A 25,787-nucleotide genomic window follows, 5' to 3' on the forward strand; every position below is an offset into this window, starting at 1 on the left:
CTCGCGTGGTAGGAAGGGGCGGGGGGCGGAAAGGTAGGACTGGCAATGAAATCGCCGGTGGAGCAATCGTCGGTGGGGAGATTGCCGGTGGGGTCGGATGACCATTCTAGTGGATTGCGTAACGCGAGGGGGGCGAGACCAACGCGGGGGAATGCGAAAATCTCGGTTGGCTCACCTTTCCACATCGTGGTCGGTTTGTCAAAACAGGGATCGGAACGGGATCTCGATCGATCCCGGCTTCTCCGATCGGTCCTCGAATGCGGACACCGTTGCCGCTGTCGCAACAGTGGTGTGGGCGATTTGCCGCCTGTTTTCGAACCCGTCGTCTTTGAATTGATTCCAGTCACGCGTGAGCCTTGATGAGCCATTTCTCTTACGAACTTTTGCATCGCGATTCTGAAACCGGCGCCCGTCGCGGTGTTTTTTCGACGCCCCATGGCACCGTCCAGACGCCTGGGTTTATGCCGGTCGGGACACAGGGCACGGTCAAAGGAGTGACCATCGATCAAGTTGCGGCCACCGGGGCGGAAATGATCTTGGGTAACACCTACCATCTCGCTCTCCGGCCCGGCCATGAAACGGTGCGTCGGTTGGGGGGATTGCATGGGATGACGTTGTGGGAAGGCCCAATTCTTACTGACAGCGGCGGGTTCCAAATTTTTAGTCTCCAATCGATTCGCGAAATCAACGAACAACAGGCGACGTTCCGTAGCCATATTGATGGATCGATCGTGCAGCTGACTCCCGAGCACAGTATCGAGATCCAAGAGTCTCTCGGCAGTGATGTCGCAATGGTGCTGGACCACGTGGTGGCGCTGCCGGCAAAGCGATCCGAAGTCGTCGACGCGATGGAGCGTTCGATCCGCTGGGCCGGTCGCTGTTTAAACGCGGCAACACGTGATGACCAGGCACGTTTTGCGATCGTGCAAGGCGGCTTGGACACCGAATTGCGAATTCAATGCGCGACGGAATTGTCGTCGATGAATTTCGAAGGTTTCGCCGTGGGCGGTTTAAGTGTCGGCGAAGCTCCGAGTGAGATGTACCGCATCACCCAGGCCACCTGTCCTCATCTGCCCGAGCACAAGCCGCGTTATTTGATGGGCGTGGGGCGGCCGATCGATTTGCTCGAAAGCGTCGCTCGCGGGATCGATCTATTCGATTGCGTGATGCCGACTCGCAATGGACGCAACGCGATGGCGTTTACCGATCGCGGCAATGTCAAAATTCGCAATGCAAAGTATCGCGAGGAAACGCGGCCGCTCGAAGAACACTGTCCGTGTCTGGCGTGTCGTCATAGCCTCGGCTACCTGCGGCACTTGTTTGTTGCCAAAGAAATGCTGGGGCCGATTTTGTTAACGATCCACAATTTGACGTATTACCAACGTGTGATGGCCGAAGCACGCCAAGCGATCGAGAACAACACGTTCGCTCAATACGTGATCGACAAAAAAGCAGGCTGGGGCATCGTCGACGAACCGGATGCCGATGCGGGATAGGCTCCCCGGGCGTGTGTCATGTTCCAGGGTTTGTCTGGTTGCCAGTGCGTCGGCGATCGTTTTACCGCGGTGCGCGTCGCTCGACCGCGATCGCAGTCGGTGCCACCGCCGCGACATCCACCGTCCCCATTTGGTCGCTGTGACGTCGTCCCCCGCGTTGCAAGTAGTCGCTCCAGCGACGTCCTTTGCGTGATTCGGAAGGGCCTGGTGCAATCAAGAACACCGCACCGAGTCCGAACAACAACCCTGCCGAAGCCGAGCCCAAGGTCACCAGCGTGCCGCCGGGACCGATCGGTTTATCTGAAACTTGCGGTGGCCCGAGTTCCGCGACAAGGTTGGTCGAAAGTGCAGCGGTGCGGCTTGCCTGAGCTTCGGTCAATGCCTTCTCGGCGGTTTCCAATAACGTCGTGCGATGTTTGACTTCGGCATCGACGTTCGCGTAATCGGTTCGTGCCGCTGCCAGTGCCTCGAGCCGCGAGGTTAATTGTTCTTTGCGAGTTTTGAGTCGCGATACCCGTTCGGCTTCTTGCTTGAGCGTCGGTTCCATCGCCTTGACTGCCACGCGGGCTTCCTCTTGCATTCGGCTGCGAATCTCTTGTTCGGTCGATTGAGCGTTTTGCAGGATCGGGTGATTCGGTGTGCGGTTTGCCGCCAGTTCACTACTGCGAATTTGGGCATCAATCAAACCGTCTTTCAGACGAAGCAGCGAAGGTTGTAGCGACAAAAGGTCACTGCCACTGGCTAACAAATGGTCTGGGTTTTCCGAACCGACAACAAGCAGGTCGCGAAGTGCGTACAGCTTTTCGAGATCCAATTCGGCGATTTGCAATTCACGTACGGTTTCTTCGAGTGTGCGACGGTTGGTGCCATCGCCGGCGATCGCGTCATTCAAATTGCGAAGTTCACCAAGGTCCGCGGCAAATTTGACTTCATAGACATGCATCCGAGCCGCTGCTGCATCAAGGTTTTGTTGAGCGAGATCGCGTGCTTGCGTCAATTCTGTAATCACGCTGTCGGCACGCACTCGGCGGATGTTCCGCAGATGTAACGTCAAGTTATCGAACATTGCTTTACAGAAGTCGACGGCACGTTGTTGTTGTGTTGATTTGACTTGCAAGTAGACAACTTCGGTGCTGCCGAACTCCGAGCCTTGCGGAGCGAGCAAATTGACGGCGTCTTTTGCGATGCGGTCGACCACTTCGGACGATGGCCACGTGGGATCGTCTTTACCCGAGGCAGGTCCGATTTGACGCAGTGCTGCCGCGACCACTTCGGGATTTTGAGTCATTTCAAGAATCGTTTCCTGAGCCGACTTTAATTCCGTTTGGCTGCTAAATCGGCCGAGCCGTTCCAGCGAGCTGGTGGCTTCGTTGCGAACAACCAACGGAAGTCGGGCCGAGTAAATGTCGCTGCTAAACAGCGCGACACAAACACCGACAAAAGCGAACAAGACGGTCGCGCCCATCCACAGCGGAGCAAAGACAACAAGGACGTTACGAACGTGTTTCCACGGAATCGGAGCAGATGACATAACGAGTCTCAACGTGAAGTTTTTCAGACAATACGTTGAAACTTAGGTTTCAAATTCGGTCAGAGCCGAAAAAAGATCGCCAATCCATTGCATTTTTATGCCAGCGTTCTGTCAGTTCGCCCGCTACGCAGTTTGTAGCTACGCTCGCCACAGCGTGGATGGTTGTTAGGAACCGTTCGTTGGCGTTTGGGCCGTTCCGCTAGAGATTTACTGGAATAGGCGTAGGTTGGAAAGCTTTGGAGGTAGTGGACGAGGCTACGAGTCCCAGCGACTTAGTGGCACGACGTGGCTCGTAGCCTCGTCCACTACATAGAAAACACTTCACCCGCGTGACTTGTCACAAAACTCGAATGACGAAGTTATTTCCGAACAGCAGCTTAGCGATATCGCAGACTCTTCGTCCGCTTCGATCGCTTGTGCGGATTACAACGAGGTGATGTAATCGCAACGACGTGCCGCGTGCCGAGCGGCTAGCGATACCGACGTTTTCGAGGTGGCGAATAAGCGGCGAACCGCCGTTACGCCAACGCAGGTTGGTCGGTGTACAGCGACAACAATTGACTCTGGACTTTGACCGCGCGAAGCAATGTCCACAATTGATCCGGAGTGAATTGCACCGGCCCGTTATGGCACATCTGTTCCAATTCGTCAGCGACCGCTGCGTGTTGATCCGCTGCAGCATCGAGCCGAAACGCGGCGTTTTTCCATACACGCGTGAGTGCATCGTCGTCGACAAGAAGTTGTGTGTCGTCGGTTTGTGTCAGAATCAGCAAACTAATCCGCGCCACCTCACTAGGCGACAATTCGGGACGAAGGTCGTTGATTCGTTCAGCAAGTTCGTGGCAAGTCATGGGAGATAAGGTTCCGCCTAAAACTGCGTCAAACTGATCTTCCGTTGCGATCAGCAATCGGGTCAAGGAATGGGCTTGACGATACATGCACGGCAAAACATGCGCGGCACATCAATTCGTCCGCTGCATCATCGAACAGCACGGCCCCCCCGGCTTGTTCACAACCAATGGATCGAATTACAGAACCCTAAGTCACATTCAGTTGTAACGCAAACAAATTTAGAAATTCATCTCTGCGATAGATGAATCATGTTGTATCGCGAGTACGTCGTTCGCTACTCGACGTCGCTCGCGGCGCGAGGATCGACTTTCAAACTGGCTAAATATGCGACAAGATCCCGTAATTGACGTGCTGACATCTGTTTGATCAAGTCGTCGGGCATGGCGGATTTTCCCGATCGTCGCGCCACAATTTCATCTTGAAAAATTCGCTTTAACGCCCCATCACCTTGGATCAGCTCGACAAAATCGTCGGTTTCGCTTTTTACGATTCCCGTAACGACTTGTCCGTCTTCGTTGGCGATGACGGCGGTTTCAAAGCCTTTTGCGATCGCAGCATTTGGCAGACAAATCGCCTCCAGCAGATATCGAGCGTCTTTTTCTTTGCCAATGGTCGTCAGATTAGGGCCTACTTCGCCACCGGCGCGATCGACTTTGTGACACCGCACGCAGGATAATTCGGTTTTGGCGAACAAGACCTTGCCTCGGTTGACATTGCCACCCTGCAAAGACGCAAGCCATGCACCGAGCGGATCGTTTTCAGCAAGCGTGGTTTGGAAGTTCTTTAATTCGTTACCGATCGCTTCGGGTAACTTCCCATTAGCCAGTAGCGTTTCGGCGGCCTCCACCACATTTAACTGCACCTCGGGTGCGAGCTCGCCAGCGAAGTAACGTTTCACGGCAGCTTGGATCGCTTCGACCGCCCGTGGATCATCGGATTTCGCCAAACTATCCCAGGCGAGTTGTTGCATCGACGTGTCACGGCTTTCGGTTGCCGCAACAAAGACTTCGGTCGAGGACGCTAGATCGTGTGCCGCAAGTACTTTGAGTGCGGCTTCGGCCAGCTGGCTGGCGGGAACCAAGCGAATTTCTTTGGCAAGTTTCACCGCCTGAGCCGCATCCAATTTCGCTAATCCGGCAAGCGCCGAGCCGCGAGCACGCGCCGATTGGGTTGTGTCGTTAACACGGGCGATCAAGGTCGGAGCGATTTTCTTGATCCCAAGCTTCGAGGCGACGTCGACGGTTTTCTCGCGAACCGGTTCGCTGGATGCCATTAACGTGTCGATCTGCGATTCGATCGCGGCCACCGGGTCGGCGGCGCTGCGTTCGGACAACGGACGGACATCATTGAGCACACGATCGCGGGGGTCGCGGTTGGTCCAATTCAACAATGCATCCAGCGCTTCGATTCGCATCGCTTCAGGCGATGTCATGCGAGATGCGAACTTGGCCAGCGCCATCGCGCTAGCGGATGTACCGAGACGATAATTCGCGTTAATGACGCGGCGCAACAAGGGCAGGTTTGCCGAAGGCGTTTCAATAAACGCGGCCAGCGAACCGAGCGCCACAGGAATCGGTTCATCATGAATCGAGCGAGCCGCTTCCAGAGCGATCGCCGTGCTTTCGTCGGCGAGAAACTTGGTGACTTCACCACTTTTCATTCGTCGCAGTGCCACCACCGCGCTCCGACGAACCGCCGCGTTTTCGTGCTTGTTTAACTTCGCTAACGAGTCGGCGGTGCAGGCACTCGCCAAATAAACTTGGCCTGCGTGCCGTAACGCGGGGTCGCGATTGTTGTTTTCGGCAATCATTTGAATCGCCAACGGCATCGCGGATCCCGCTTTCAATTTTGCGAGCGACATGGCGGCAAAATAACGCACGCGAAGTGACTCATCGGTAAGCATTTTTTGTAACGCGGGGACAGAAGCCGCGTCGCTGCGGTCCCCCAGCACATTGGCGACGGCGGCGCGGATCACGGCGTCACTGTCCGCGGCAAGTGGAGCGATCGCAGCAACCAGTTCACTATTTTTCGTGGTATCAAGACGAGCGATTTGGTCAGCACCCCAAATCGCGTGCAGCCGCGCGAGCATGGTTTGCTTCGTATCCTTGGCAACCTTCAACAACGCCGCTAATTCGACTCGCCCCGCCAGTTCCCACTGCGCTTCCAATCGAACGCGTTGATCGCGATGACTTAGATCCGTTAAAAGTTGCGGTGTCGCTCGTTCGGACCAATCGCTTGCCAGGATCGTACGAACTTCGGCAACGATTTCCGATTCAGAATGCTCGGGATGCGTTAGCCGGTAGATGCGTCCCTTGCCGACTCCGTCCCATCCATCGACCCAGTCGCTGACGTACATCGCGCCATCGGGGCCAAATCCAACATCGGTTGCCAGCACCGACCAAACCGGTTGCGCTTCGTTGCCAAACGAGTAGGTGGCTCCCTGTGGATCTAGTTTGAAGGATCGCACCCCGCTGTTGCTTGGCGTCCCGCGAAAGTCACAAATCAGGAAGGTGTCTTTTAGGTCATCTCCAAATCCGGTACCGGGGTAAAAGGCCAAACCGCTCGGACCGTCGGTGAAATTGGCAAGTGCGGGAACGATATAGGCGGCTTGCTCGGGATGCATCGGTTCCCACAAACGTTCTTCGTTGTAAGGGCCTCGTGTGGGCAGGTATTGGTAATACATCCGCCATCCGTAGTCGGCTTTTTCTAACAGATGAAAGACTTTGGATTTGTCGCCACTGTCGCTGTTGTTATCGACGGTGAACCAATCACCGAGCTCGTTGAACGCCAACTCTTGCGGGTTCCGCAAACCGTTGCAAACAACTTCCAATCCACTGCCATCGGGTTCACAGCGGAACACGGCTCCCACGGCTGGATTGGCCAAGACTTTGCCATCGCCCGTGGTGACGTGATACCCACGGTCGCCGATCGAAAAATAGATCCGTCCGTCGGGACCTTTGATCAACCCATGCATATCGTGACCGCGAAACGCCACGCGAACACCATAACCGTCGGACAATGCAACGCGTTTGTCGGCGACACCGTCATCATCGTCGTCGGTCAATTTCCAAAGACGCGGGATGCAGGTGTAATAGACGTTGTTACCACGAACGAGGACGCCGGCGCCGGTCCCCTCTTCGAGTTGATTGAAGCCGTTTGCAAACAGATCGCTGCGGTCGGCTTTGTGATCCCCATCGGTGTCGACCAAGCGGCGGATCCGATCGTCGTGTTGAGCATACGTGATTGCCGCATCACCCAGCAGCGTGCGGTGATAGTTGATCCGATCCTGAACGGTTTTGGCCGATAGATCCGCCATCAACCACTTGTCATCGTGGCCTCGATTGTCGGTCACCCCGCGATTTTGACGAAACGTTTCGCCCAAATAAATTCGGCCTTGATGATCAATGTCAAACGCGACAACATTGGCCACCATCGGTTCCGCAGCGAACAAATCGATCGACCAACCCTCTTTGATCGCAACCCCCTGCATCGCCTCTTTGGCTTCGCCGGATGCCGCAGCCACCTCGGGCTCAAGCGGCTTGGAAGTGGTGGATTCCACCGCGATCACGATCGAATTTAGACTTAATCCGACAACAATACAGCAGAGAGCGAGTCGTGAGATTGCAGATTTGAACGGTTTCAAGGCGGTCTCGACAAGGCAGAGAGTGTACGATGGAATCCCGGTAGACCTAAGATAGCCACCTCGACCCAAAAGTGGCAACATTTACGAGCCATTGTTTTCGAAAAGCATCGTCGTTTTTAACAATTTCCACCCCCTCCTTCTTGCCAAGCGATCACGATGAAAGACGACTCTGCGGCGGCACATCATGATGACCCAGCGCTGCCGATCTCAAACGAGCCGCCAACGGAAAACGATCAGCCAATCTTGGCTTCGCTGGCGGCTCCCGGCGATGCGTCCAAAGCCAGCGGTCCGACCGACGAGCGGGTGGCAAGTGAGCATGATCCAGAAATAAGAGTCGGATCGCCGTTTGCAAAAGAACCCGAGCCGGCGCCGCAACCCGTTCGCCCCGAGGATGTCTATTTTCAAGCCACGCCGCTCCGCTACACGTCGATCGGCGCGGTGGCGGCGGCCAGTCTCGTTGTCTTGTTCGCGTTGGGAGGAACGGTCTGGTTTCCTGCAGGCGGGACCCTGGTTGCGGGACTCGGCTGTTTGCTTAGTATTTTTGGACTCTATTCGCACCTGCGTATCGCTGCGGCTAGTTTGCTAGCGGTGCATCTGTTCCTGTTCGTCGCCAGCTATAGCCGCATGTTCGCGTGACCGGAAGGTTTGCCGGTGGCAACCACGTGAATCACCTTGCGAATGAAGTGGGAAAGTTCCAAAAACGAGCCAACCGCACCATTCGTCCCACCCCCCCTAGCCGCCGGAAACTTGCACTTTCTCGTACGCACTGCAGCGTTACTCTTGAATTCCGGCCAGCTCACATAAGTAGGCTTGGGTGACCGGTTGCGGGCAGCTCCAGACCAAAAAGAACAGGGCTTCGCGGCACCACTTGCCGACTGGATGCCCTTGCACGTATCCGGCACCTTTGGCCGCGGTCAGTGCGGCTTGCGTCGATCGCAACACCATCCGGTTGGCTCGCCCGCGAATTTCGGCGGCATCACAGGTCGAATCGCCCGCGGCGGCCCGCAGCAGGTCGTTTTCCAGCGTAAGGACTTCGGATTGCATTTCGTCGGCGATCTTTTGCAAATCGGGTCGCTTGAGCGCCTCGCGAATCAAAAAGTCAATTGCGGCGTTGGAAAGTCCAATCGCGAGCGTGGATGTTTGCAGTCCCCCGGTCCCCGCGCCGGTGCCAGTCTGCATCACATTTTCGATCGGACCGGCGATCAACATCGATTCATCGATTGCGACCTTGTCCAATACCAACTTGTCGGTGCAACTTGCCGACAATGCGACCAACTCGGTCCCCGGCGACGGTTGGACTCCGGCCAGCGATCTTGGCACGGCGGCGAGCAGCTCTCGGCCATCTTCCATCGTGGCACCGATCACGTAGACGTCTCCGTGCGGAGCTCCGGTCACCCACGGCGACATGCCATCAAGCAGAAAGCCGTTGGCGGTTTCCGTGGCCAACAAGACTGGCTTGGCCAGGTGACGCCGGCTTGTCGTCAGATGGCTGATCCCAACGGTCCCAAAGGCGTCGCCGCTGACCAGCTTTTCCAACCATCGTTCTGCGGGGGCCGGATTCTCGCTGCCCGCGATCCGGCGGATCGATCCCATCAACTGAGTGATCACAAACGTGGTGGTCAGGTCGGCCGCGGAAAGCAGCAGATAACCGCGAGTCTGTTCTTCGTCGCTCCACCCCAGCCCGCCTGATTCCGGCGGCAAGAACCAGCGAAAAACGCCCGCATCGGCGCACCACCGCAGTGCTTCGGCGGGCCAATCCTGGACATGATTCCAACGCGGTGCAGCGTCGCGAAGCGATTCCAGCAGCGGGTGACCTAAAGCGTCGTTGGGCGAACGAATCAAGAGAGAATCTGACATCAACGTTGAAGGTTCCGGTTGGAGAGCACGTTTTACGCACGGTCAAAAATACGATTGAACAGCCGACGATTTCGCTGGCGTGCTTGATCACACGCCGCTTCGATCATCTTGGGATCGTTTTCATTCATCAGGAACGCCAAGTTTTTCATCAGCGAATCGAGTTCGGGCAACGCGTGACGATGAGGCGTTTTCATCAACCGCAAATTGATTTCGACACCGCGAAGCGTTTGGTAACCCGCGATCAATTGCAACGCTTCGTCTTCGGGCAAGTGTCCCGCTTCGGCAAGTCGTTCCAGCGAAAGGGTGGTGTTGCAGTGCGTGATATTGGGGGATTCCGCTGCATGTTTTAGTGTCAACATTTGGGCCACAAACTCGACATCCACCGTGCCCCCTTCGCCTCGTTTCAAGTTTCCGGAGGTTGCCGTCTCTTGCATACGAGTCCGGATCTTGCGAATGTCGTTGGCCATTCCCGATTGCCACGGCGCCTCGGTCAATAGCGTCGCCACCGCGTTGTCAAACCGAGTTCGACTCGTTCGCGAACCCGAGATCGAACGTGCTTTGCAAATCGCGAGCCACTGCCAAAGCGGAGCCTCGTGTTGCCGGAACCGATTCAGGAAATCTTCGGTGGAAACCGCAAACACGCCTTCTTCACCCGGCGGGCGAAGCCGTCCATCGAGCTCATACATCCGGCCTTTGGGACCTGGGGCGTTGATCCGCTCGATCACACGCTGGGCCAATTGGTTGAAAAAGCTGCGGTTGGTCGCAGTCGATCGCGGGCCGCCGACACGTCGGCATGTTTCGCCATCGGCCGAATACAGGAACACCACGTCCAAGTCGCTGTGGTAATTCGGCTCGCGGCCACCGAGTTTCCCCAGCGCCACGGCAATCATTTCGGCCTTTTCACCCTCTTCGGTAACCGGGTCTCCGTATTGGGCTGCGAGCCGCTCTTGTTCAAATTCGATGATCCGCCGGATGCACGATTCCGCGGTATCCCCGATCGCTTGTTGAGTGGCCGCCAACGTTTCTTTGCCGAGAATATTGCGGACGCCAATCGTCAGATGGGCACTCTGTTTGAAACTGTGCAGAATCGCATCGATCTCTTGCGCACCACGGCACAATTCGATCGAATGGCTATCGAGTCGTTCGGCCGATGGTAACCGATCCATCAGTAACGAGTCGATCAGTTCATCGATCATTCCTGGATTGTCGGTCAAAATTTCGACCAAGTACGGCGCGGCGGCACACAACCGCACCATCATCTGCATCGTTGGCCGATTCGTGCCAAGCAGCTCCCACAAGGTGGCCTTGGCACCGATCGAATCAGCCACCCGGGTCAGCGAGGCAAGCGTTTTATCAGGATGCGGAGTCTGCGAAATTTCCGACAACAACGAGGGGACGATCTGAGCAAAGAAGTGGCGACATCGATGTGGCGACAAAAAAGGAACCGATTCGGTGCTCAGCGCGATCAAATCTTCAAACGCGCGAGCAGGATTCGACAAGGCGTGTTTCGAGAGAACTTGGGTGATCGTTTCGGCTGCCGGATCCGGATCAAGCATCAGCTCGGTTTCCACGGCGATCGAGGATCCATCGTCGGGCGCATCGAGCATCAAGTGGTTGATCATCCGGCAATTGACGTCAAACACCTCTTCGAGTTGTTTGCGAAAACGCGCCGCATCGCCATGTTTTGACTTGGAATCACGGATCCCTAATTGCCATGCAAGTCGCTCGGTCAACTCGGTTTCGGTTGGCACTTGGTCGTCAAGTTTTTCAAACATCACCGCGATTTGATGCTGCAATCGACATAACCGTGCGTGGTTCTCCGACAACAGCGACGCTTCTTCATGCGTGACGCATCCTTCACGTTCCAAACCGATCAATGCATCGTAGGTGTTCGCTTTGCGGACTTCGGGTAACCGATCGCCGTGCAATAGTTGCAGAAATTGAATGGTTCGTTGGATGTCACCTCGGCCACCGGGATCTCGTAGCACGTTACATGGCTTCTGCTCCGCACTGGACGACACTGCGTCGCTGGACGTTAGGGTGCGACGTTCAAGTTTGTGCTGCAGCGTCTGGATCTCAGCCAAATCCGTGCGGCTGATAAAGCGGCGAAAAACCCAAGGCTGCAGCCGGGTCAAGAATCCTTCGCCCAGTGTTTGCGAACCTGCGACCACACGCGCTTTGATGAATCCGATTCGCTGCCACGTGCGACCGGACGTTTCGAAGATGCGTGCGGCTTCGAACGAGCTGCAAATCCGAGTGCCGGTTTCATACATCGGGCTTTGGCGAAGATCGATGTTGTAGCCATCGTCAATCGGGTTGTCCGAATGCAGCAAGCGGATGAACTCGCTGACCAACAAGTCGTAATACTCGCGATGAGTCACATTCCATGGGTCAATTCGGTCGTACAGAAAAATCAGCTGCAGCGAATCGCCGTAACTCATTTCTTCGGCACCGAAACTGCCCAGTCCGATCAATGTGACTTGCGGTGTGTTGCCGCTCGGCATCACCGGGGTGTCGCGAAGTTTGGGTAGGTAGCGCAGTAGAAAGTCAAGACTCGATTGCACGACTGCATCAGCGACATAGGCCAATTGTCGCCCGACTTTTTCGGGGACCATCGAACGAGCGAACTCGCCATAAATGATCCGGCTCGTTTCACGGATCAAAAAACTTCGAATCTGAGCCGACGCTTCGTCAAAATCTTCCACCTCCGACACACAGCGGTGCAGTCGGTTTACCAACTCGGCTCGGTCGACCGCTTGGCCGTCTTGTTGACGAAGGATTTGAAAGAAATCGGGATCGCTGACCAAATGTTTCGTCAGCCGAGGGCTGGTTGCGAAAATCTGCAGCAGCGATGGCAGTGATCGAGCATCGTTTCGGAATAGCTCGAGCAACGACTCGGGGGCCGCTGCGGCCGACAAGAAACAAGCCAACGAGTCGAGCGACGCGTCGGCGTCATCCAGTTGGGGGAATTGCTCGACCAACCGTTCTTGTAGCGATACCAGCAAGTCCCGCGGGACCGCGAGTTGCCAGATTCGATGGGCATGGTCCCGAGCGATTTCGGGGGCGGCAAAGGTGGTGGAATCAATCCAATCGAAGTTGTCTGGCATAGTTGGATTGGATCAAGGTTCGACGCGGTTGCGTGGGACGTGGTAAAGGCTGCACCGGAACGGGGTTACTCTTACGAGGGCTTCTCACTTCACCACCCGAATTGCAGCCGCACTTTAGTCTAAAACCTTTCGCGAGATTCGTGTAGTGCGGCCAAAACGTAACCTACGATTCAAACGCGGGGAGATTTGCCCTTCATTCGCCTCGAGAACGTCCCGCCAGGGTGTGGGTTGCGCAACACAATGTTGATTTTGTGCAACACCCAACCGTTGCTTTTCGGAAACACGCTGGGGCGCGAATCCTCCTCTCTAATTGACCTAAACTATTCACTGACAACGGTTTGCCATGATTTACGCGATGCCCGACGCCTCCGCTGGTACCGATACTGCTTGGTTACTCTCGAACGTTACCGACGTTTTTGACACGGGTGCCGAGGAGAGCTTGATGGGAAAGAAATTCAGCCGTCGCAGTCTTCAAGATGATGCATATGATGCGGAGGAATCTGTTACGCGACGTACTCGCGTAATGGGAGAACAGTACGTTGATGCTGAAGACGAAGATGCAATCGCTGCGAGCGACGATGACAACGAGCCTGCCGCTCGTCGGGTCGAAACCGATACCGACCCCACCGAAGATCCGGTTCGCATGTACTTGATGCAAATGGGCCAGATTCCTTTGCTCAGTCGCGATCAAGAAGTCTCGGCAGCCAAACAGATCGAAAAAACTCGCGAACGTTATCGTCATTGGATGTTAGCGACCGACTTCATGCTGCAAGGTTCCTTGAAGCTGTTGGAGCAGGTTCGTGACAAAAAATTGCGTTTGGACCGCACCATCGAGGTCAGTGTGACCAATGCGGCGGAAAAGAAAGCGATCATGAAACGGATCGTTCCGAATGTGCGGACGCTGCAGCATTTGCTTCGTCTGAATCGCGGCGATTATTTGACCGCCATCAATAAACGTCTGCCAATGCGTCAACGACGCGCTGCGTGGAAAAACCTTGTGGTGCGTCGCAACAAAGCGGTTCGCTTGATCGAGGAAATGAATCTGCGAACTAATCGGCTACAACCATTGTTCGAAAAGCTTCGAATCGCCGCCAATCGCATGGCGGAAATCCAATCCATCCTCAGCAAGCCTGAACTGTTGGCCATGCCGGGGATGCCAAGCGAAGAGGAACTGCAAAGCGAACTTCGCTATTTAATGCGGTTGACCTTCGAAACACCACTCACGCTCGCTCGACGCGTCAAGCGATGCGATCATTTCAGCGAAGACTACGATGCCGCCAAGCGAGTTTTGTCGGCGGGTAACCTGCGTTTGGTCGTCTCGATCGCTAAGAAGTATCGCAATCGCGGACTATCCTTTTTGGATTTGATCCAAGAAGGCAATACGGGGCTGATGCGAGCGGTCGACAAATTTGAACATGCCCGCGGCTACAAGTTCAGCACGTACGCCACGTGGTGGATTCGTCAAGCAATCACGCGAGCGATCGCCGATCAAAGCCGCACCATTCGTGTGCCGGTACACATGATCGATACGATGAACAAAATTCGCCAGATCACTCGTGACCTGGTCCAAGAAAACGGACGCGAACCCACCGCCGAAGAAGTGGCGAACCGCAGCGGATTGCCACTCGAAGATACACGCGTCATCCTCAAAATGAGCCGTCAACCGTTGTCATTGGATCAACCGATCGGTGACCACGAAGACAGCGTGTTTGGTGAGTTCCTGGAAGATTATCGCGATGATGATCCGTTGCTAGAAACGAATCGTGAAGCGTTGAAAACGCAAATCGATCTCGCCATGGAAACGTTGAACTACCGCGAGCGTGAAATCTTGCGACTTCGTTATGGGTTGGCGGATGGCTACACCTACACGCTCGAAGAAGTAGGACGGATCTTCAAGGTCACTCGAGAACGCGTTCGCCAAATCGAAAGCAAGGCGGTTCGCAAACTGCAACAGCCGTATCGTGCGAAATCGTTGGTCAGCTTCTTGGATGGCGCCGAAATTTCGATGCTCGAAGGCAGCGAAGCGCTGTAACGAATCGCTGTGAAGCCATTCGTGGCAGCAAAATACGGCATTTGTCATATTGTAGCTACGCTCGCCAGAGCGTGGTTCGTTGTATACGCGGTAAATCACTACGCCGCTTGGAGACGCGGTAGCGTGAAAAAGTTCTCGCTGTGAAACGGCATCACGATTTGACGTTGCGTCAGATCGAGGGTGTCATCGCGAACCGCCGCGAGAAACGTCTTGCCGCACAAGTGGTTGTCATAGAACGCGGCCGCCGATCGTGACATCTCATCCAACTGTGACGCAGTGAGTTGATGAATGCGATCGATCGCGTCTCGCAATCCGTCGGCGCCTCGGAAACAAATCGCGTTTTCACCGTCGCTTAACTCGGGCCGCAATCGGTCACCGTATTCAATTAACGGAATCGTGCCGACACTCATCGCTTCAATCAAATTGTGGCACATCGGCTGAGCCGCCCCAGGGCAGCAAACAAAGAAACGATGCTGGGCTAAAAACGGCAGCCACTGCGAAGACGATATCGGCGTTTCCGCACTATCCTGCAATCGGATCGGGATCGTAGCATTTTCGGAGACAAATTCCCGCAGCACCTCCAAAATGTGCAGTCGACTCAGCACCCCAAAGGATTGGTTCATCTTTTGGTGGCCGTATTTCGATTTTTGGCTGCCCGCAAACAGGATCGCATCACGCGCGAATTCGCTTCGTAATGCAACTCGCGATGCAGTGTCCGAATGACGAAGCGTTGCCGGATGCATTGGGTAAGGCATCACCGGTCGCTGCGGCAAAATATCGCGGCCGATCATCATTTCGATTTGCAGCGACCCCATCCCCAAGCGTGTCGCCTGCGAAATCGGAACGTCACACAACGCAACAGCCTCGCTCGGCAGCGGTTCATCCGGTCTAAGCCACGTGGTATGCCCTTCGGCTAACATTTCGGCGCCGTGAATCTTCCGCGCGACGCTGGCCAACAACAGCCGACTGCCACGAACGAAAAACGGGGATCCAATCTCGCGGCTATGATGAGCCAAAGACGCAAAATGACGGCCGCAGTCAAACAGCATTTGATCGGTATAAAGGTCCAGTGCAATCGGACGCTGGGTCAGCGTTTCGGTGGACGCCACTCGGGAGGCCAAGATTTGTTTGGCACGGCGAATATCAACCGGAAATCGGACGATGTTTTTCAATTGCATGATGAACTCATTTTTCCGATTTGACGCTATGCGGCTCGCTTCTGGCTAATCTGTCCCGCAGGTCGGATGCCCATTTGGATCAACGTGTTGGTGGCACGGTGCCGTTTGGCGATCGCCATGCCATGGTGCCGTGCACGCCAACGGATGGCTTCGTATTCGTGATGCATGCGGTCGAGAAGAGCGGGGATCTGGTCGATCGACTCGTAGATATAGCCTACCGATCCGTTACCGCCTGCAGCACGAACTTGGTCGGCCAACCAACAGTGGTCGGGAACCACCACGGGAACGCCGCGGATAAACATTTCTAAAAGCACGCCGCTGCAGCGAGCCACATATCGCGATGCATCGTACAGGAACAATCCCACATCCGCAGTGTCCAACCATTGATGGTATTCGCCCGCAGGCATGTCCGACGACGTGATCTCGAAATAGGAATCGCGTGCCGTTTCACCCGTCAACGCATCTGCCGCAGCACGCGTTCGTTCGTAGGTGGCCTGCATCGGTTTGGGAATCATCCGCCTCCAACGCTTCGCAGGCATCTGCATCGACATCTGGTAGCGGCCGCTGGTTAAATGCGGAGCGTGAATCTTCGACAGCATCGCGGGGATCACACTTCGCCCCTTCTCGGCTCGTGGGGTTCCCGCCAACACGATCTTGTATCGCTGCGAATCGCTGTTACGCACACGCGGTGCTCGGTAACGCGTCGGATAGGGAATCGCGTTGGCCACGACCCCGACTTCGGCCAATTGCTTTGACAGCGATGCGGTGGTGGCGTGCAAATGGATGCGATGGTCTGCCATCTGATTCAGCGCGTCGTTGACTTGATCGCCAAATTGTTGCCGCTGTGCGGGTGAGGTTTGCGAATCAAACACCGCAAAATGGAAAACGATGTGAATCGTTAATGGATCGCCGGGCGGCAACTGCTGTAAAGCACGAGCAAGTGCCAACATCACAAAATCGTCCGCAGTATTGATCAACAGCGTGTCATTGCCGGTGGCATTCCAACGCCGCAGCAGTCCTAGGAAATCTTCGGACCATCGCTCGAGCATCACACTGGGGCGGCGATCGAGTCGCGAAAGTGGATCACGCAGATTTTGCCACGTGTTTTGCCACGTGCTGCCACCGACGTTGCGACCATCGACACTGCGTCGCACTTTGGAACGGCCGTCCACCCCGAGAGACCAATGGATCATCCTTCGCGCGCGAAAGCCACGCTCGACATGGATTGCAGGATCGACGGCGTCAAAACCATCAAACGATTGATGAGTCGCCAACCGGGTTTCGTAACCCAATTCCGCGGCGCCTTCCATCAACAGCGTTGCCAATTCAAGAAAATGGCCGCCAATGGAACGAATGTTGTCGTCAAACAGCAGCAAACGAGAATCGGAAACGGTCATAAACTAATCAGACGACTGCGGTGAATGGGTGACGGACGATCGAGGACGGCTAAGCAACTAACGGCGATGCAGCGGAACCGAGGCTTTTCGTCAGCGGTTCGGCTTGCATCAATAAAATCAAAAGCGGGATGCTAGCATCCCATTGTTTCATGCATTTCGGTTCGTTTTTACGTCAATAACAGGATCGGGGGGCAGCGTCCAGATTGAATCAGCGGGAAGCGGTTCAGATTTGTTTTAGAAATTGTATCGATTATGCCGATTGTCTCTTTCAAGGGCGGAGGACCAGCGTGCACGTAGATGCGTGTGCGAGATCTTCCAAAAGTTGAATGGGCTTTTTTGTTGGTTAACAGAGCCACAAGGGATGGATCGAAACATGCGTATCACGAATATTCGTATCGCTAGCACTGTCGCGATGTTGCTGTGGGGTGGCACAGCAATGCAATCCGCGCATGCTCAACGGGCTGTGGTTCCGGGCACCGGGACCGAAATCGTCGGTGTCGCCGATGACTTTGAGGATCCGAATTGGAACTATGTTCCTAACGATCCAAAGAGTACCGAAGACATTGACGAGAACCAGCGTAGCCCGATGGGACGCAGTACGAACGGACGTTGGTACGAAGGGATCAAGCGAGGCCATCCCGACATCGTCCAGCGTGTTCGCACGCCAGCCGGTGGGTTGCCAGGCAGCGAAGGTGCGTTGTTGATGCGCTCTCGATTTACCGGTATCCCGGGACAACCGAGCGGCAAGATGCACCAAGATGACTTTGTCGCGAACGTGCAATATCGGCTGAAACGACGCGTCGACGTGTCGGAAGTACCCAGCGTGACGACTCGCGTATTCTTGCCACCGGTAGCTCAATGGGAAAACCGCAGTGGACCTCACTTTGGGTTCCGTTTGGCGCTCGAAACCACCGCGATGGTCGACAAAGAAATCGGGATCGGAATCTTCAAGCGTACCGTCGAAGAGATGGGGAACGAAGTTTATTGGCCCGGCATGTTCATCGAGTTCGAAAGCCAGGGTGGAAATCGTGAAAACGATTACGCCTACCTGCGAATTCGCAGCAACCGCCGTGGTGGCGATTTCCGCGGTCCCCAAATCACAACGACCGGTTGGTGGACGCTCGGCATGAGTGTGACTCCCGACGGGATGGTGCACTACTATGCATCCGAAGGGGTCGATGATCTGACCGAAGACGATTACATCACCAGCCAATTTCCTTACGATTACCGCGCCGAGCGTTTCCGAACCTTCTTCTACAACATCTGTAGTGCCGATGACGGTCATCGTTGGAGCACGTCGTTCATTGTCGACGACCCCAAGGTTTACCTGTTGCGACCGAAGCAGCAGATGGCATCGCGACCTTCGTCATCGCGACGTTAATGCGGAAACGCTTTGAAGCATTCCGTAGCGGAACTCGTCAAGAGTTTCGGGGGCACTCGCCCAGTGTCATCTACTTTGGGTAACGCCCGCGGCGCGGGGCTATATCTGGTTGCGGCGAGTAAGACGTTCGAATCAGACCGGGCGGCTTTAGACCGGGCGGCTTTAGACCGGGCGGCTTGCATCGCTGCTCGGCTGCTGAGAGGGCGACCACGCAATCGTCCGAGCAATTCTGGTACAAACGGTGTAAGTGTCGCCGCGGCGAAGCAAGTTTGGTAAAACGGATCATCTCACCAACGTGATCCCTCCTAACGAGAACCAAACGATGCCCGCTGTTCTTGCCATTGCGGCCCACCCTGACGACATTGAATTTTTCATGGCCGGCGCGATGTTGCAACTCGCCCGTCGCGGTTGGGATTTGCATTACGCCAACCTCTGTGATGGTTCACGTGGATCCACGACGATGGATCAGTCGACTTGCGCTGCGACGCGGCTTGCCGAGGCTCGACGTGCTGCCGAGGTGATGGGAGCCACGTTTTACGATCCGATTTTTCCCGACATGGAAGCGGCCTACACGCCCGAGAACCTGCGCAAAGTGGCCGCCATGGTTCGCAAAGCAAAGCCGACAATCGTGCTGACGCATTCGCCAATCGATTACATGGAAGACCACGAGATTAGTTGTCGCTTGGCCGTCAGTGCCGCCTTTGCGCATGGGATGCCCAACTTTCAAAGCGATCCCGAATTGCCAGTCTATATGGATCCCGTGACCGTTTATCACGCGCAGACGCCAGGGCATCGTACTCCGCTTGGCCAGTGGATCACGCCCCATATGTATGTCGACGAATCCGATGTGATTGAAACAAAAGTCGAGGCGCTTGCGTGTCACGCCAGCCAGAAACAGTGGCTCGATGAAAGCCAAGGGATGGATAGTTATTTGCAGGCGATGCGCGATCTTAGTCTGCAAATGGGGCAAAAGAGTGGCAAATTCCAGTATGCCGAAGGTTGGCGTCGCCGCGAGCACTGGGGTTTTTGTGGTCCCGAGGATGATCCGCTCCGCGACGCGTTGGCGGATATCATCGTCGACACGCGGACTTAGTTCTCGCCCAGCACACGGTAGACTTCGGGCATATCAGTAACACCCTGCTGAGCCAAGGTTTCGGCTTGGCTGCGAAGGTCCACCCAACCCGCTTCGATCGCATCGGTTCGCATTTGTGCCGCCGAGGCGTCGCGGTCGAGCGCTCGTAATAACGCGTCGCCCACGGGATCGGAACCGTCGAAAAAAAGACAGTCGGCGATGGCAACGCGGCCGCGGTATCCGGTGCCAACACATGATTGGCAGTGAACCTTTTGTGCCGCATCCCCTTGGCACTCGGAACACCGTCGTCGCAGCAATCGCTGCGTCAACACCGCGCGAACGCCGCTCTGCAACGCGTAGCTTGGTACTCCGAATTGGATCATTCGCCGCAGCGTTGCTGCGACATCCGTGGCATGCAGCGACGAGAAAATCAAATGCCCCGTTAGCGATGCCTGCATCGCCGCCTCGGCAGTCTCGGGATCGCGAATCTCGCTGACAAGCAACACTTCGCTGTCTTGACGCACGGCACTTCGTAGCGCCGATGCAAGCGTCATTCCACCGCTTGGATCGAGCTCGCTTTGGCTGATCGAATCGATAATCGATTCAACCGGGTCTTCGATCGTGATCACGCTTCGCCGCGGCTGCAGTGCCGCGATCGTTCGCAGCATGCTGTACATCGTCGTCGTTTTGCCGCTGCCCGCCGGACCGGATAGTAACACAGCACCATCGGTTTGCAGACACAATTGACCCAGTTTCGTGGTCGTTGCTTTGTCGAGCCCCAAGGAATCCAGCGTATCAAACCGATTGTCCTTGCGGAGCACTCGCAGCACCGCACGCGGTCCGTGAACGGTAGGGAATACGCTCAGCCGCAGTGACGGCGACTCGGTCCCGGACGGTGCTTCATTCCGCCATTTCAATCGGCCTTCCATCGGCTGCGTGCTGCGATAGGTCGGCAGCCCCGCCAACACCATCAACCGGGTGACGGGATCGCTTGCACTGCCGCCGCGGATCCAGTCGGCGACGGATAACACACCGTCGATGCGAAACAAGACATCCCAGCCCTCTTTGCGAGGTTGCATGTGGATGTCCGAAGCGTTGCTCGAGATCGCTGTCCCGAGCAAGCGATCGACTGCGGCGATTGCGTAATCGCTCGCCGCAGGATCAAGATCCGAAAAAATCGACGAAGGCTCAGTCGCCACGAAGCTTGATTCCGAGATCGGCTAGCTTCTCACGGACTTCGTTCAAGCTGGTTACCCCAAAGTTCTTGCACTCGAGCATTTCATCGCCCGTTTTGCGAACCAACTCGCCGATCGAGTTCAATTGCAAACGTGCCATGCACTTGCGAGCACGAACCGAAAGGTTCAAGTCCGAGATCGGACGCTCAAGTAGCGCTTGCTCGTCAGGCGACATGTGGCTGGTATCGATCGGTGGATCGTTGCTCTTCTTCTCGTGAGCAAATTGGCCAAGTGAAAGACCCTTGCTGGTCAACATCTCGCGGATTTCGACCAAGCTGGTTTCGCCAAAGTTTTTGCTGCTTAGCAGTTCCGCTTCGCTGGTTCGCGTCAGGTCACCGATCGTGTCGATGCCCATCTTCTGCAAACAGTTGCGGCTTCGCACGCTGAGCTCGAAATTGGCAACGGGCATGTTCAACGTTTGTGCCAAACGATCGTTGCGGCGCTGAGCTTCTTCGTCGTACAACAAGTTGCCCGTCGCAGCGGCATCCTTCAAATACAGATTGGTTTGAGGATGATCGGGATACGATTCGAGGATTCGGCGATAACATGCCTGAGCACGGTCGAATTGGTTGTTGTCTTCGTAGATCAAACCAAGGTTGATCAGTGCACCAATACCGGTCGGAAACGCCTTGGCGGCACGTTCGTACAGTTTCAGGGCTTCGGCGTCGTTGCCGAGTCGATCGTTTTCCAGGGCCAATCCGAACAGAGCACCCGCGTGATTTTCGTCGGTGTTTACCGCACGTTGGTACAGGGCAAGCGCCTCTTCCAAACGACCACCCACGGCGGAAACCGTTGCAGCGCGTTGGTACATGTATTCGGATGTCTGCTCGGCAGGTCCGAAAATGTTATCAAGGATCTCGAGCGACTTTTCCGTGCGACCGGCGTATCGATGTGCTTCGGCGATTCGGATATTGCATTCATCGGCGTTGTAGCCCGATGTTTGTGCTTGCTGGTAAACCGGAATTGCTTCGTCGTAGCGGCTCAGTTCAAACAGCGCTCGTGCTTGGTAAAACAATGCCATCGCACTGCCGTCAGCATTCTGCAGCGTTTCCAGAGCCGATTTGAATTTGCCCAGCAGGAACAAGCAAACACCCATCTTGGTCTTTGCTGCCGGGCTGAGCGATTCGTCGGTCTCCATTTCGTTCACGGCGTCGCGAAGTTCGCCAAAATGGCCGTAATTCTCAGTGATCGCAGAACGAATGGCTGCGACATCGGATGGACCAAACGAATTGTTTGCCAGAACCATCTCTTTCAAATCGAGCACATCGAGTTCGATATCACTCATCGAGAAGCATCTCCTGTCGCGAGCTGTTTAAGCTATGGATGCAAGTTTGGGAAAACTTGCACTAAATTAGAATCTTAATTGAGAAGCCAGCGGCGGGATTTGAACCCGCAACCCTCGCATTACGAATGCGATGCTCTGCCAATTGAAGCTACGCTGGCGTTCACTCGTTCGGGGGGCTGTAGGCATCCGGCTCCGCGTGCCATGTCGAAAGCCTGTGCCAAAAGAACGGCGTGTCCAAAGAAAATAAGCGAAATACCCAAAATTCGTCAATAGGCGACTATTAGAACAACGTCCTCTGTAGCCTCTAAATCCAGACGTGATGACCAATTAGGAGGGAAAAATCAGCGGTGTGGCGTTTAAACCAATTTTTTTTGCCACTGGTGCCCTTTTTCAGTATTTTCAAATTGAAGAGTCTCTAATTGGCGAATCAGTTCGCTGCGGTCGCTGTTTACCGCCGTTTCCACCGCATAAATTCGGCGATCGGAAAGCGTTTGGATCAAACTGCCAATCAAAAAACTTTCCGCTCCACTGAGCCGGTCGGGATTCTCTAACAGCGAAAGATCCAGGATCGCATGGGCACAATTCATCACCTGGGCCTCAACGTCGCTGCACCAAAGTTCGACTTGAGCCAGCATTTCGCCCGTGCGATGTTCGACAATCTTGTGGCATTCGATGTCAAAATGGGAAAATGCCGACGCCAAGCGAGGGATGACCGGCATGCGAGGCTCGCGAACACCTCGGGTGGTCCGCCGCAACTGCAAGGCTTCACGATTGACCGGGGGCCGGTAAGGGCTCGTTGATACCACTAATCGCGAAATCGGATCGCTCGCGGTGTAGCCCGCTTGGGTTAACAGCGATGTCGTGCGAGTGTCCGCTTCGGGAACGCCAATGCCGTGACCAATCGGTGGTAATCCGACGTAGCCGTCATACCCGTCGCGAACCAGCCCGACACGAAGCGAGTGACAACCGAGTTCTTTGACGCGGGCTTCGGCGGCCGCCAACAAGGGCTCGCAGACCTCTAGCCCCCCATTAGGCGAGAAGCATATTGCCAGCATGCGGCCCATATGCTCGTGCTCAAATCCCGTATCCTGGTCGGCCTTCTGCCCCGCTTCCTCTGGGTAACGGTCCACTGCAACGTGACACCAAGCGCGGACCTGCCCCTCGGACAAAGCGACCAGCAGATTGGCAGGATCAAAAAAAGTGCGAGCCAGTATGGCCTGTTCAATCGTCGCCATCGCGACCGGGGGCGACATGCCGATGCAAGACCAGTGATCGATCCAGACATCCACCAATCGCGGTAGGTCTACGTTGCAAAAAGGCCGAATAGTTGACACGGTAAAATCGCCGTTTGCGTTCAGGTGGAGAGTTTCAAGGATGGAAATGCAAGAACTGGACCGTTCCCCATTTTTTTGCGTCACAACGGCAACGACAAGACAACTGCTTTGTCAAAGGTGAATTTCAGCTACGTTAAAAAATGCACAAACCCTATAGGAAAAAATGCTTCGCAGCGTTGCCTGCCGGGGCACGATTGCACCGGCAAGCTCACCGCCGACACTTGCGGCATTACACACTTTGGTCGCCCTTTTATACACGAATCCTCGGTTTTTATTTAACAAAACTGTAGCCGGAATCAAAATGAAATTCAGCAGCAAGGACTCGTTGATCGAAGTGCCAAATCAATCATCAATCAACACGCCCGTTCATCCAGGCACGCGGTGCCCTCTCGTTCGCCTCTCTCGATTCGGGTCATGCCAACGGTGGTAAGTGACAAATACAATCAGCCCGCTTCGGCTTCTTTGCTCAGTCGTCCTCGGCTGTCTGCGTCGCTGCTTGATAACGCAACAAGGGCGATCCAAGATCAATTAGGGATCACGCTGCGTCCGACTCAAATCGATGCGGCACGTTGTCTGCTCGATCCTTCGATTGTCGAGATGCAGACGGGGGAAGGCAAGACGCTCAGCATCGCGGTGGCCGCGATCGCGATGGTCAAGGCGGGCCGACGTGTCTTTGTCGCCACCGCAAACGACTATTTGGCGACTCGCGATTGCGAGCTCTTGCGGCCTGTTTTTCAGGCGTTAGGCATCACCGTGGCGTCGATCACCCCAGCGAATTCCGCCGCCGACAAAGAACTCGCCTACACGGCAGATGTGGTCTACAGCACGCTTCGACAGTTTGGATTCGATTTTTTGACCCACCGTCTCCAGCGGCGAAGCGAGTCGGCCAATCACCGTCACCCCGGGATGACACTCGACGTATTGTTGGTCGATGAGGCCGATAGTGTGCTGATCGATGAAGCTCGCACGCCTCTGGTGATCTCATCGGCTCCGGTGCCGGGCGAAGTTGACACGGCGGCAACGTGTCGTTGGGCTGCCGATTTTGCCAAAACGTTGTCCGCCAACATCGACTTTGTTGTGACCGCGGATTCGGACGCGATTGCCTTGACATCGGTGGGACATCAAAAAGTGCTGCGATCGACAATGCCCGCAGAAATGAATGCAATAACGACCACTCAGATCCTGTACGCGGTTGAAACGGCGCTCGATGCAGCCACACGGTTTCGCCGTGATCAACATTACATCGTCGCCGACAATCAAATCCAATTGGTGGACGAGTTTACTGGACGTAGGCAAGTCGATCGAACCTTTGCTGCAGGGATTCATCAAGCGATCCAGGCTCGTGAAGGGTTGGCGATCACCCCCCCCTCGGTCCCGATCGCAAGAATCACAATCCAAGAGTTCGTTGCACGTTTTGCCCACCTGGCCGGTATGACTGCGACCGCGTGGGAGGATCGTCGCGAGATTGCCGAAGTCTATGGATTGTCGATTCGACGTTTGGCGTCGTGGAAACCTTCACAGCGAGTCGAGTATCCGCCGCGGATTTGTGATAGCGAAACCGCAAAATTTGCCGCGATTGCGGACGAGATTCAAGACGTTGTGGCGGCGGGACGCGCCGTGCTGGTCGGTACGCGAACGATCGAAAAATCAGAACAACTGAGCCGTGTCTTGCACTCGCGAGGCTTGCAACATGTCGTGTTGAACGCCCGGCACGTGGATCGTGAAGCCGAGTGGGTACAAGCGGCGGGCACCGCCAAACGGATCACCGTCGCGACCAATATGGCGGGACGAGGGACCGATATACCTCTGGATGCATCGGTTGCCGATGCCGGCGGATTACACGTGATTGTCAGCGAACCGCATTCGGCAGCACGCATCGATCGCCAATTGATTGGCCGCGCGGGCCGGCAAGGGGATCCCGGTTCGTGTCGCTGTTATTGGTCGATCGACGATGAAATTCTCGATCATGCCTATGGAACGGCTGCCGCCGATTCGCTTCGCCACCGCATGCGAAACGCATACTCTGAAACCCGAGTCCGCTGGCAACTTCGCCGCGCCCAAGCCGCCGTTGCTCGGATGCAGCGGCGTGGACGCCACCGTCTGGCACTCCAAGCCCGCCAACTTGCTCAGCAAATGCGTTCGCTCGGCCTCGATCCGCATCTGGATCCGATCCGCGAATCGTCGTAAAGCGAATCGTCGAAATGGATGGGCTGATTTGCCGCCACGTTGCCGCAATGTCGCTACAATCGATGGCGATTCACGCTTTGCGATCACTGCGGTATGATGACGACAATCATCGAATCAATCGGTTCTTCCGATCGATCGTGCACCTTCGAAACGGCTGGGCATTTTACATATGACATCGAATGACCTGACAACGCGGCTCG

General features: G+C 55.5%; 16 protein-coding genes and 1 tRNA gene. 6 read left to right on the forward strand and 11 right to left on the reverse strand.

What is annotated here, in order from left to right:
* The first annotated feature begins 359 nt into the window (after nt 1-359).
* Nucleotides 360-1,496: a tRNA guanosine(34) transglycosylase Tgt gene (gene tgt, locus ABD971_RS16690; protein ID WP_345323892.1), complete on the forward strand. Its 1,137-nt coding sequence runs from the start codon at nt 360-362 to the stop codon at nt 1,494-1,496.
* A gap of 61 nt (nt 1,497-1,557) precedes the next feature.
* Here tgt and ABD971_RS16695 read toward each other — a convergent pair whose 3' ends face one another.
* From ABD971_RS16695 to ABD971_RS16705, 3 genes are all read right to left on the reverse strand, one after another.
* The gene (locus tag ABD971_RS16695; RefSeq protein ID WP_345323894.1) at nt 1,558-3,027 is read right to left on the reverse strand and encodes a GumC domain-containing protein; all 1,470 of its coding nucleotides are present in this window, start codon (nt 3,025-3,027) and stop codon (nt 1,558-1,560) included.
* Between the two features lie 518 nt (nt 3,028-3,545).
* Nucleotides 3,546-3,878, reverse strand: coding sequence for a hypothetical protein (locus tag ABD971_RS16700; protein WP_339943274.1), 333 nt, complete (start codon nt 3,876-3,878; stop codon nt 3,546-3,548).
* A 275-nt stretch (nt 3,879-4,153) separates the two neighbouring features.
* The gene (locus ABD971_RS16705; RefSeq protein ID WP_345323897.1) at nt 4,154-7,522 is read right to left on the reverse strand and encodes a PVC-type heme-binding CxxCH protein; all 3,369 of its coding nucleotides are present in this window, start codon (nt 7,520-7,522) and stop codon (nt 4,154-4,156) included.
* A gap of 156 nt (nt 7,523-7,678) precedes the next feature.
* Between ABD971_RS16705 and ABD971_RS16710 the strand changes: the two genes are divergently transcribed.
* Nucleotides 7,679-8,158 (forward strand): hypothetical protein, encoded by a 480-nt coding sequence (locus ABD971_RS16710; protein WP_345323899.1) that lies wholly within the window; start codon nt 7,679-7,681, stop codon nt 8,156-8,158.
* Between the two features lie 138 nt (nt 8,159-8,296).
* Here ABD971_RS16710 and ABD971_RS16715 read toward each other — a convergent pair whose 3' ends face one another.
* Together ABD971_RS16715 and ABD971_RS16720 are read right to left on the reverse strand one after the other, a co-directional pair.
* Nucleotides 8,297-9,379: an acyl-CoA dehydrogenase family protein gene (locus ABD971_RS16715; RefSeq protein ID WP_345323901.1), complete on the reverse strand. Its 1,083-nt coding sequence runs from the start codon at nt 9,377-9,379 to the stop codon at nt 8,297-8,299.
* Nucleotides 9,380-9,411: 32 nt separating this feature from the next.
* Nucleotides 9,412-12,486: a [protein-PII] uridylyltransferase family protein gene (locus ABD971_RS16720; protein WP_345323903.1), complete on the reverse strand. Its 3,075-nt coding sequence runs from the start codon at nt 12,484-12,486 to the stop codon at nt 9,412-9,414.
* 343 nt (nt 12,487-12,829) lie between these two features.
* Here ABD971_RS16720 and ABD971_RS16725 point away from each other — a divergent pair, with 343 nt between their 5' ends.
* Nucleotides 12,830-14,518, forward strand: coding sequence for a sigma-70 family RNA polymerase sigma factor (locus ABD971_RS16725; protein WP_345323905.1), 1,689 nt, complete (start codon nt 12,830-12,832; stop codon nt 14,516-14,518).
* A 98-nt stretch (nt 14,519-14,616) separates the two neighbouring features.
* Here ABD971_RS16725 and ABD971_RS16730 read toward each other — a convergent pair whose 3' ends face one another.
* Together ABD971_RS16730 and ABD971_RS16735 are read right to left on the reverse strand one after the other, a co-directional pair.
* A complete protein-coding gene (locus ABD971_RS16730; RefSeq protein WP_345323907.1) occupies nt 14,617-15,696 on the reverse strand; it encodes a hypothetical protein in 1,080 nt (359 codons plus the stop codon).
* Nucleotides 15,697-15,722: 26 nt separating this feature from the next.
* A complete protein-coding gene (locus ABD971_RS16735) occupies nt 15,723-17,093 on the reverse strand; it encodes a hypothetical protein (protein WP_345323909.1) in 1,371 nt (456 codons plus the stop codon).
* Between the two features lie 373 nt (nt 17,094-17,466).
* Here ABD971_RS16735 and ABD971_RS16740 point away from each other — a divergent pair, with 373 nt between their 5' ends.
* Both ABD971_RS16740 and ABD971_RS16745 read left to right on the forward strand, forming a co-directional pair.
* On the forward strand, nt 17,467-18,474 hold the full coding sequence (locus ABD971_RS16740) for a hypothetical protein (RefSeq protein WP_339943288.1): 1,008 nt from the start codon (nt 17,467-17,469) through the stop codon (nt 18,472-18,474).
* Nucleotides 18,475-18,796: 322 nt separating this feature from the next.
* Nucleotides 18,797-19,567, forward strand: coding sequence for a PIG-L deacetylase family protein (locus ABD971_RS16745; RefSeq protein ID WP_345323912.1), 771 nt, complete (start codon nt 18,797-18,799; stop codon nt 19,565-19,567).
* Here the strand turns inward: ABD971_RS16745 and ABD971_RS16750 are convergent.
* From ABD971_RS16750 to ABD971_RS16765, 4 genes are all read right to left on the reverse strand, one after another.
* On the reverse strand, nt 19,564-20,745 hold the full coding sequence (locus tag ABD971_RS16750; RefSeq protein WP_345323914.1) for a GspE/PulE family protein: 1,182 nt from the start codon (nt 20,743-20,745) through the stop codon (nt 19,564-19,566). The genes ABD971_RS16745 and ABD971_RS16750 overlap by 4 nt on opposite strands.
* On the reverse strand, nt 20,735-22,066 hold the full coding sequence (locus ABD971_RS16755; protein ID WP_339943294.1) for a DNA-directed RNA polymerase subunit alpha C-terminal domain-containing protein: 1,332 nt from the start codon (nt 22,064-22,066) through the stop codon (nt 20,735-20,737). Before ABD971_RS16755 ends, ABD971_RS16750 begins: the two co-directional genes overlap by 11 nt.
* An 84-nt stretch (nt 22,067-22,150) precedes the next feature.
* A tRNA-Thr gene (locus ABD971_RS16760) sits at nt 22,151-22,224 on the reverse strand.
* Nucleotides 22,225-22,422: 198 nt separating this feature from the next.
* Nucleotides 22,423-23,400 (reverse strand): GNAT family N-acetyltransferase, encoded by a 978-nt coding sequence (locus tag ABD971_RS16765; RefSeq protein WP_345323917.1) that lies wholly within the window; start codon nt 23,398-23,400, stop codon nt 22,423-22,425.
* Nucleotides 23,401-23,814: 414 nt separating this feature from the next.
* Between ABD971_RS16765 and ABD971_RS16770 the strand changes: the two genes are divergently transcribed.
* Nucleotides 23,815-25,587, forward strand: coding sequence for a preprotein translocase subunit SecA (locus ABD971_RS16770; RefSeq protein WP_345323918.1), 1,773 nt, complete (start codon nt 23,815-23,817; stop codon nt 25,585-25,587).
* The last annotated feature ends 200 nt before the right edge of the window (nt 25,588-25,787 follow it).

Source organism: Novipirellula rosea, from assembly GCF_039541335.1.
Lineage (GTDB): Bacteria > Planctomycetota > Planctomycetia > Pirellulales > Pirellulaceae > Novipirellula > Novipirellula rosea.